The 8,573-nt window shown below is 60.6% G+C and carries 8 protein-coding genes; 7 read left to right on the top strand and 1 reads right to left on the bottom strand.

Features of this window, described 5'->3' with window-relative positions; genetic code table 11:
• Positions 1 to 742 precede the first annotated feature (742 nt).
• From Q0K00_RS10425 to Q0K00_RS10405, 5 genes are all read left to right on the top strand, one after another.
• Complete coding sequence (locus tag Q0K00_RS10425; protein WP_297229283.1) at positions 743 to 1,744, top strand: GNAT family N-acetyltransferase; 1,002 nt, start codon at positions 743 to 745, stop codon at positions 1,742 to 1,744.
• 225 nt (positions 1,745 to 1,969) lie between these two features.
• The gene (locus Q0K00_RS10420) at positions 1,970 to 2,557 is read left to right on the top strand and encodes a nitroreductase family protein (protein ID WP_297229281.1); all 588 of its coding nucleotides are present in this window, start codon (positions 1,970 to 1,972) and stop codon (positions 2,555 to 2,557) included.
• A gap of 91 nt (positions 2,558 to 2,648) precedes the next feature.
• On the top strand, positions 2,649 to 4,019 hold the full coding sequence (gene trmFO / locus Q0K00_RS10415; protein WP_297229280.1) for a methylenetetrahydrofolate--tRNA-(uracil(54)-C(5))-methyltransferase (FADH(2)-oxidizing) TrmFO: 1,371 nt from the start codon (positions 2,649 to 2,651) through the stop codon (positions 4,017 to 4,019).
• A 48-nt stretch (positions 4,020 to 4,067) separates the two neighbouring features.
• Complete coding sequence (locus Q0K00_RS10410) at positions 4,068 to 4,256, top strand: hypothetical protein (protein WP_297229278.1); 189 nt, start codon at positions 4,068 to 4,070, stop codon at positions 4,254 to 4,256.
• Between the two features lie 200 nt (positions 4,257 to 4,456).
• Positions 4,457 to 5,398 (top strand): phosphoglycerate dehydrogenase, encoded by a 942-nt coding sequence (locus tag Q0K00_RS10405; RefSeq protein ID WP_297229276.1) that lies wholly within the window; start codon positions 4,457 to 4,459, stop codon positions 5,396 to 5,398.
• A 468-nt stretch (positions 5,399 to 5,866) separates the two neighbouring features.
• Here the strand turns inward: Q0K00_RS10405 and Q0K00_RS10400 are convergent, their stop codons facing one another.
• Positions 5,867 to 6,796, bottom strand: coding sequence for a LysR family transcriptional regulator (locus Q0K00_RS10400; protein ID WP_297229274.1), 930 nt, complete (start codon positions 6,794 to 6,796; stop codon positions 5,867 to 5,869).
• A gap of 210 nt (positions 6,797 to 7,006) precedes the next feature.
• Here Q0K00_RS10400 and Q0K00_RS10395 point away from each other — a divergent pair, with 210 nt between their 5' ends.
• Together Q0K00_RS10395 and Q0K00_RS10390 are read left to right on the top strand one after the other, a co-directional pair.
• Complete coding sequence (locus Q0K00_RS10395) at positions 7,007 to 7,546, top strand: flavodoxin family protein (protein ID WP_297229273.1); 540 nt, start codon at positions 7,007 to 7,009, stop codon at positions 7,544 to 7,546.
• Positions 7,547 to 7,642: 96 nt separating this feature from the next.
• Positions 7,643 to 8,573: alpha/beta hydrolase (locus Q0K00_RS10390; RefSeq protein WP_297229271.1), on the top strand; the 931-nt coding region annotated here is incomplete at its 3' end.

Below are 8,573 nucleotides of genomic sequence, written 5' to 3'. Positions count from 1 at the left end.
GGCAAGCGTACTTGTTTTTCATTGTCATAACTTGCTTTTAGCCTCTTTATGGACTCTCTGCTAGTCATGACCCTAATTTTTTATATTTAAATTTATATTATTTTCTATATTAAAATCTGCAGCGGAAAGTAATGCATGGTGGATGGCTTCTTTTCCTCCATCCAAGGAACAGATTTGAAAGAGAAACTGGCATATTCGCCTCATGCCTTATACCTCGTCTTTCTGTTTTCGCTCGGGAACAGGGGGCATAACGTCACGTGGTGTATGGGACCATCTTTATGTTGCTTGCCTGCTGCGCGAGGAAAGATATCGTGTGATGTCGTACAGAGTTTATGGTTGGAAATATGCTTTGCTGAAAAACCTTTTTTTATAGCGTTTTTTGTAGGCGGCGCTTGTCCCTGACCAAGAGCGTTTTGCCTTTGCAAAGAGGGCGACGCGCGAGGCGGGGCACAGCCCGCCCGGCCAAAACCAGGCAGAAAAATCACGTTCTTTCCGCGAAATGACAGACCATATGGTTTGAAACGTTTTGCGTTTCAAACTAAAAATGTTCACGGCTCGTCTTTACCGGGACAGGCGTTTTTCATCAATGCCTTTTCGGTAGCATGTGGCAGCGGCTGGCTGCCATCGCCGCGTCTTCTTTTGATTTTTATGATACATGATTAGCACGGGGCAGAGCAAGGCGGCGGCACCTGGATTTTGTATCAGGCTGTTTTCCAGATCGGCGTACGGCCAAGGGGGAGATATGGGTGATGTCTGTTTTGACGGAAGTGCGATTTTTTGCCCTGTGGAAAAGGAATATCTGTGGCGACGACTTGCCCTGCGGACCCAGCAGGCGGATCCGTTTTGCTCCGGTCCGCTCTGGCAGCTTTCGTTCCATGCCGCCGTGTCCCCCCGTCGGCCTCTGTATGTCCAGACGGATGACGAAGCCGTCCTGGCTTTTGCCGGTCAGCCGCTCTCGGATGGCTCCATGGCGCTGACCCCCATCGAGTCCCATTGGCTGTTCGGTGCCTGCCTGCTGGGCGGAAATGCGCCGGCATTGCTGGAAAGCTGGCTCGGCCAAAGCGAAGCGCGGGCATTTTCCAAGATCCTCATCAGCGGCATTCGTCCTGGCGGCAAGCGGGCTATCCACTTGTTGCGCCGGTTGGATAACAATTTCCATATCTTGCATTTCGCTGACGGACTGCAGTGCGCGGCCTCCCTGAAAGGAGGATTGGACGGCTTTCTGGCCCGCCGTTCGGCAAATCATCGGCAGAAGTTGGCCAAGACCCTGCGGCGGGCGCAGCGGGCGGGCATCGTGTTTGAACGTCATGCGCCGCAAACCGATGAAGAAGCCGCCTCGCTCTATGCCCGTATGCTGGCTGTCGAAAAGGCTAGCTGGAAAGGCATTGCCGCCTGCGGCATGACGGAACAGCCTGCCCGCCAGCTCTATGCGGTGCTGGTGCGCAATCTGGCCCGGCAGGGGCTGGCGCGCATCATGTTTGCCCGCCACGGAGAGACGGACATCGGCTTCATATTCGGAGGTAAAGCGGGCAATATCTATCGTGGACAGCAGTTCAGCTATCATGATGCGTGGAAACGCTGGGGGATCGGCAACCTTCTTCAGGTGGAACAGGTACGCTGGCTCTGCGAGGAAGGTGCCCGCCGCTATGACATGGGGCCGCTGGACGGCGGCGCCATGCGCTATAAGGAACACTGGACGGAAAAGCGCCTGCCCATCCAGTCCTGGTTGCTGTTGCGCCGTTAGGGCGCGTTGACGCTCTCCACGACGTGTTTGGAGAAGGGCAAGCCCTCCAGCGTTCAAGATAACCGCGCAGAGAGTGAGCGGCCCCTGAAAGGCTCTGGACGGCGGAACTGGTGGATACGCGCCAGTGTGTTTCCCGCGCTTCCATTCTTGACAGGGGGACGCTTTCAGGCTTTGTTCAACAAGGTTTCCCGCCGTATATTCCGACCATTTTCCCAAGGAGATGTCATGCGCCGTACCCTTTCCGCCTCTCTGCTTTCCGCTGCTCTGCTCCTTTCCCCGCCCAGTGCCGTTCTGGCGGAGACCGTCACCCTCCCCGCGCCGGATACCACGGGCGGTCTGCCTCTCATGCAGGCACTGGCCCAGCGGAAGACGATCCGCAATCTGAGCAAGGAGCCTTTGGATCAGGCCACGCTGGGCAGTCTGCTCTGGGCAGCCTGGGGACAGAACCGCCCCGACGGCAGGCGGACGGCTCCCAGTGCCCGCAACCGGCAGGCCCTGAAACTCTACGTCAACAAGGCGGACGGGCTCTGGCTGTATGATGCCGCCGGGCACCGGCTCGAACGGATCGCCGCAAAGCCGCTGGGGGATCCCCTGGATGATGCCGCCGTCGTGCTGATCTTTGCCGTGCCGGAGGACGATCCATACGGCGGTATGCACATCGGTTCGGTCTATCAGAACGTGGGCTTGTTCTGCGCTTCGGCGGGACTCGGCAATGTGGTCAAGGCTTCCACCGCCCGCGACGCGAGCCGCTTTGCCTTCCTGCCGGACGGCTGGCGGGCCCTGGCCACGCAGTCCGTGGGCAAGCCGCGCTGAAAAGCGTCCAAAAGGTGGATGGCGGAGGCCCGTGCTTGCCAAGCCGGGCACACTTGGGCAACATGCGGGCAACGTCATTCAAGGAGTTGTTGTGTCGCATAAACGATTTGCCGTCGTCGGCGGCGGGCTGGCAGGCTGCGAATGCGCCCTGCGCCTTGCCCGTGCCGGTCTGGCGGTGACCCTTTTCGAGCAGAAACCGGCGGCCATGTCCGCCGCTCATGTGAGTGGACTTCTGGCGGAATTGGTCTGCTCCAATTCCCTGCGTTCCGACGAGACGACCTCGGGCATCGGCCTGCTCAAGGCCGAGATGCGCGCGCTGGGCAGTGAATTCATGGCTGCGGCCGATGCTCACCGAGTGCCGGCCGGAAAGGCGCTGGCCGTGGATCGTGAGGCCTTCGCCGCGGACATGACGCAGCGTGTCGAGGCCGCCGGGAACATCCGCCGCGAACAGGCCAGGATAACCGGTCTGGATGACGCTCGTCTGCAGGGGCATGAGGTGATCATCCTGGCCAGCGGTCCCATGACCGACGCCTCCCTTTCCGCTTCGCTGGCGGATGTCATCGGCACAAGCTACTGCTATTTCTACGACGCCATCGCTCCCATCGTCTGGACGCATTCTCTTGATATGTCCATCGTTTTCCGCGCCTCACGTTACGGGCAGGAGAAAGGGGAAGAAGGCGGCGACTATTTGAACTGTCCCTTTGAGCGGGACGAATACGAAGCCTTTTATGCGGCCCTGCTGGCTGCGGAAAAGGTGCAGCCCCACGGTTTCGAGAAAGAAAAGCATTTCGAGGGGTGTATGCCCATCGAAGCGCTGGCCCAGCGCGGGCCGCGTACGCTCACCTTCGGCCCTCTCAAACCCGTGGGCTTTGTGGATCCGCGCACCGGCCGTCGTCCGTGGGCCGTATTGCAGCTGCGGGCGGAAAGCCGTAATGGCGAGGCCTGCAATCTGGTGGGTTGTCAGACCAAGCTGACCTACGCCGAACAGGCCCGCGTGTTCCGTATGGTACCGGGGCTGCAGCAGGCGGAGTTTGCCCGCTACGGCAGTATGCACCGCAATACTTACGTCAATGCCCCGGAAGTCCTTGCCCCCGACTTGTCCTTGCGAGCGCGGCCGGATGTCTTTCTGGCCGGCCAGATCACCGGGGTCGAAGGTTATGTGGAATCAGCGGCTTCCGGGCTTTGGCTGGCCCTTACGCTCATCGCCCGCGAGCAGGGGAATCCGCTGCCGCAGCTCCCCGTGGAGTGCGCCCTCGGTGCGCTGCTCAACCACTTGCGGACGCCGGTCAAGCATTTTCAGCCGTCCAACGCACACTTCGGTCTCATGCCCGAACTGGACGAAAAGGCGAAGAAAAAGGACCGCAAGGCGCTCTATGCCCAGCGTGCTCAGGCGGCTTTCAGCCGCTGGTGCGCGGAAGCGGCGGAGGCCGGTTGTCGCCTCTTCCCCAGCGCGACCTTTTAGGCTATAGTTGCTCAAACGTCGTCCCTGCGACGAAAAAAGGAGCCGTCTATGGAATTGGAAGCCATCCAGGCCAGTATCAATGTGGCGTTGAGCCGCTCCATCATGGACATGCAGGCCAATATGGCCAGCCAGATCATCAACGGCAGTTCGGCCGGTCTGGCGACGCAGACCGATCCTGTGCGTGCCGCGGGGCTGGCTGCCGAAGGCATTGGTACGCGGCTGGATACCGTGGCCTAAGAGAAGACATGTCGGCGTGATCTTCCTTTCCAGCGTACTCTGTGCCGGAAGGATCGCGTGCGCCGACCGCCCTTCTCTGTCTGCCGTTCGGCAAACATCTTCAGCTGGGCGCTCCGCCTGAAACGGGGAGCGCCCTTTTTTCCGCCGTCGTTCGCGTATGGCGTCGGCAGGAGGCAACGTCCTTTCCGGGAGGTTTGTGTATGAAAGTTCTGGTGACGCCGCGTTCCTTCGGCAAGACCGATCCCACCCTCTTTGACCGTCTGCGTGAGGCGGGCCTTACTATCGTCCGCAACGAGACCGGCGGTATCCTCTCCGGCGACCAGATGCGCAGTCTGCTGGCGGATTGTCAGGGGCTCATCGTCGGGGTCGATCCGGTCAATGCGGATATCCTCTCCGCCGCTCCTCAGCTCAAGGCTGTGGCCAAGTACGGCGTCGGCCTGGACAATATCGACCTTGACGCCTGCGCGGCGCGGGGCATAGCGGTCTCTCGGACGCTGGGCGCGCCCACCGAGGCCGTGGCCGACTATGCGCTGGCATTGATGCTGGCCGTCGCCCGCAAGGTTCCGCTCATTGACGGGCGTTGCCGCCGCCGGGACTGGAGCAAGATCACCAGCATCGACCTTTTCGGCAAAACGCTGGGCATCGTGGGTCTGGGGTCCATCGGTCGGGCCGTGGCCCGGCGGACGAAGGGCTTTTCCATGCGGATACTGGCGCATGACATCCATTGGGACGCCGCCTACGCCGAGGCGAACGATATCGAGCGTGCCTCGCTGGATGACATCTGCGCCCGCGCCGACATCATCACGCTGCATACCCAGCTTGACGACAGCACCCGCCACTGTATCGACGCCCGGCGTTTGTCGGCCATGAAGCCTTCGGCCATCCTCATCAATACTGCTCGTGGCGAACTGGTGGACAATGCCGCCCTGCTGGCCGCGTTGCAGGAAGGCCGCATCTACGGCGCGGGGCTGGACGTGTTCGAGCAGGAGCCGCCTGTGGAAGATGCTTGGTACGGGCTGGACAATTTGGTCATGGGCTCGCACTGCTCTTCTTCCACCAGCGGGGCCACCCAGCTCATGGGCCGCATGGCCGTGGACAACCTCCTGCGGGACCTGGGCCTCGCTCCGGCGCGGGAGGCGTAGTCCGGACATCCGGACGCGGCGGCACGGCCGTTCCGGCGCTTTTCCATTCCTCCCTTTTTTCGGGGCTTCGCCTGCGGGCGAGGCCCCGAGTATTTTTGCGGGGCGCTCATCAGAACGGGACATGTCCCGCCCTCTCGCTCTGCTGTCGATGCCCGCAAGGCTCCTTTGTCGCCTAGGGGCAGGACTCATTACGCTTTTTTTGAGGGGGAAGAAACCCCTTTGCTTTGCTGTCGATGCCTGTAAGGCTCCTTTGTCGCCTAACAGGCACGGCCCTTCGGGCCGCCTTTCGGTCGCCGCCGGCGCGGGAGGGCCCAGCCTTTTCATAGCGAAGCGAGAAAAGGCGTTCCCGTCATCCTTCCCCCCAGGCCCCCCATCCCATCCCCAGCGCACTTTTACCGGGAGAAGAATCAGGGACGCGAGTCACCCCGCGCAAAGACACATGAAGCGTGAACGGTCTGTTTTTAATATCTATTTGAAATTATTTGTAGAATTTGTGTTTACAGACTCCTGAGGTGCGATACGTTCCCCCTGCCGTTTCAGGCGGTCCAGGAAGATCTCCGCAGCCCGCGTGAAGCACTGCTGTTTTTTCCAGGCAAGCTTGAGGCCAACTTCCATTTTGGGCCGCAGCGGGCGGAAACAGAGCGGACTATCGCCCCCCGTGCGCACGATGCCTTCAAGGCACAGCGCACAGCCTGCCCCTTCTTCCACCATGAGCGCGGCATTGTACAGCAGGTTATACGTCGCCACGAGCGAGAGCTGCCGGAATTTTGCGCCCATCCAGCCGGAAAATTCGTTTTCCACCAGTCCCTGCCGGGAGATGATGAGCGGCAGGTCCGCAAGATCGTCCGCATCTATGGCATCTCGCGCGGCCAGCGGGTGATCCTTGCGCATGAGCACGCCCCAGGTATCCCGCGCGGGCAGGGGGATGTAATCGTAGGCCGCCAGATCCGCCGGTTCGATGAAAAGACCGAAGTCCACGCTCCCCCTGTCCAGATGTTCCCTGACCTCCTCGGCATTGCCGCTGAAAAGATGGAAGGTGATGTGCGGATATTCCCGGCGCACTTCACGGATGGTGCGGGCGATGAACCGCATACCTTCGGTCTCACCGCCGCCGATGTACACGTCGCCGCTGATCTCCTCGTTCGTGGCGGTGAAAGCCGCTTCGGTCCGCTCCAGCAAGGCGACGATCTCCTGCGCCCGCTTGCGCAGGAAAAGCCCCTCCTCCGTCAGACTGATGTGCCGCTTGCCGCGTGTGAACAGCGTCGTTCCCAGTTCCTCTTCCAGTTCCATGAGCTGACGGGAAAGCGTCGGCTGCGTGACATGGAGCGCGGCGGCCGCGCCGGAGATGGTCCCTTCCCGCGCGACGGCCAGAAAATAGCGAAGTACCCGTATGTCCATCTTGCCTCCTTTCCCTGTCTGTCTCCCGCAACAGGGCATAGGGCTGCAATACCATGCCTGATATCTATGGTAAAGCATTCAATATAAGTATTTGCTCTTTTTCTCGTGTGTCAGCATAAGGGACAGGAAAGGATGCTCCAGCTCGTCCCATGCCGCTGGCGGCACGTTTCACTGGCCGGAGACGGTCTTGCCCTGACAAGGAGAGTTTTTATGAAAAAGATTCTTGTTCTTTCCACCAGCCCGCGTAAGGGCAGCAACTCGGATATGCTGGCGGATGAATTTATCCTGGGAGCGCGTGAGGCGGGACATGATGTGGAAAAGATCTTCCTGCGGGAGAAAGATATCCGCTTTTGCAGAGGCTGTCTTGCCTGTCAGAAAACGCAGTCCTGCGTCATCCATGACGACGCGGCCGCCATCGTGCGCAGTATGCAGCAGGCGGAGGTGCTCGTTTTTGCCACTCCCATCTATTATTACGGCATGTGCGGCCAGATGAAGACCCTGCTTGATCGCGCCAATCCGCTCTTTCCGGCTGAATACGCCTTCAGGGACGTCTACCTGCTGGCCGCGGCCGCTGATGAGAACGAAAGCGCCGTGGATGGCGCCGTGACCGGATTGAGCGGCTGGATATCCTGTTTTGACAAAAGTCGTCTGCGGGGCGTCGTGCGCGGGGTGGGCGCTACCCTGCCGGGCGACATCCGGCAGAACCCTGCCGCGCTCGAGGCTGCCCGCCAGATGGGCAGGCAGGCCTGACGGGGCATCCCCGCCGTCTCGTGCCGGGCAGGCTCGTCGCCGGAATGCCGGACCACGAGCGCAGCAGGGGCATCCGCATCCAGGAAGGAGGATTCCATGCAGTATACGACGCATTACACGGAAGGAAAAAAAGTCACTTTCAAGAAGTTTTCCCTGAACCTTGCCGGGCTGCTTTTCCTGCCGCCCGAATTTGACGCTGCCCGGACGTATCCGGCCATCGTGGTGACGCATCCCGGGGGCGGAGTGAAGGAGCAATGTTCCTCCCTCTATGCCTGGCATCTGGCGCAAGCCGGTTATGTGGCGCTTGCTTTCGATGCCTCGCATCAGGGGGAAAGCGAGGGGTTGCCGCGTTGTCTGGAAGATCCGACTTCACGCGTGGAGGACATCCGTTCCGCTGTGGACTATCTTGTGACGCTGGACTATGTGGATCCGCAGCGCATCGGCGCCATGGGCGTCTGCGCGGGCGGCGGCTATACCTTGAGCGCCATGCAGACCGAGGTCAGGATCCGCGCCGCTGCGGGCATCAGCACATGGGACGTGGGCGACAGCGCCAAAAACGGCTTCCCCGGCGTGCATATCGACAATTTCCTGCAGAAGCTGCTCCAGGAAGTGGCCGAGGCCCGTACCGCGGAGGCGCGCGGCGGCGAGCCCGCCTACTGGAAGTATGTGCCCGACGACATCAGCGAGATAAATGAGCAGACGTCGACCATCCAGCGGGAAGCCTGGGAATATTACCGTACGCCCCGCTGCCAGTATCCTACGTCCGTCAACAGGTATCTTGTCTCCAGCAATGACAAGCTGGCGGCCTTTGACGCCTTTGCCCATCTGGATACGGTCTCTCCCCGGCCCATCCTGCTCATTGTCGGCAGCGAGGCCGATACCCTCTATTTCAGCGAGGCGGCCTATGCCGCGGCGCGGGAACCGAAGGAGCTTTACAGCATCCCCGGCGCAAGCCATGTGGATCTCTACGACAAGCCGGAATTCGTCCAGCCTGTCGTGCAAAAGCTGACCGACTTTTTTGGACAGC

The organism is uncultured Desulfovibrio sp., from assembly GCF_944327235.1.
Taxonomy (GTDB): Bacteria; Desulfobacterota; Desulfovibrionia; order Desulfovibrionales; family Desulfovibrionaceae; genus Desulfovibrio.
This window is presented reverse-complemented; position numbering and strand designations above follow the sequence as displayed.

Coding starts and splice junctions, on each gene's coding strand:
- Q0K00_RS10425 (WP_297229283.1), top strand. CDS start 743: ATGGGTGATGTCTGTTTTGACGGAAGTGCGATTTTTTGCCCTGTGGAA.
- Q0K00_RS10420 (WP_297229281.1), top strand. CDS start 1,970: ATGCGCCGTACCCTTTCCGCCTCTCTGCTTTCCGCTGCTCTGCTCCTT.
- Q0K00_RS10410 (WP_297229278.1), top strand. CDS start 4,068: ATGGAATTGGAAGCCATCCAGGCCAGTATCAATGTGGCGTTGAGCCGC.
- Q0K00_RS10405 (WP_297229276.1), top strand. CDS start 4,457: ATGAAAGTTCTGGTGACGCCGCGTTCCTTCGGCAAGACCGATCCCACC.
- Q0K00_RS10400 (WP_297229274.1), bottom strand. CDS start 6,796: ATGGACATACGGGTACTTCGCTATTTTCTGGCCGTCGCGCGGGAAGGG.
- Q0K00_RS10395 (WP_297229273.1), top strand. CDS start 7,007: ATGAAAAAGATTCTTGTTCTTTCCACCAGCCCGCGTAAGGGCAGCAAC.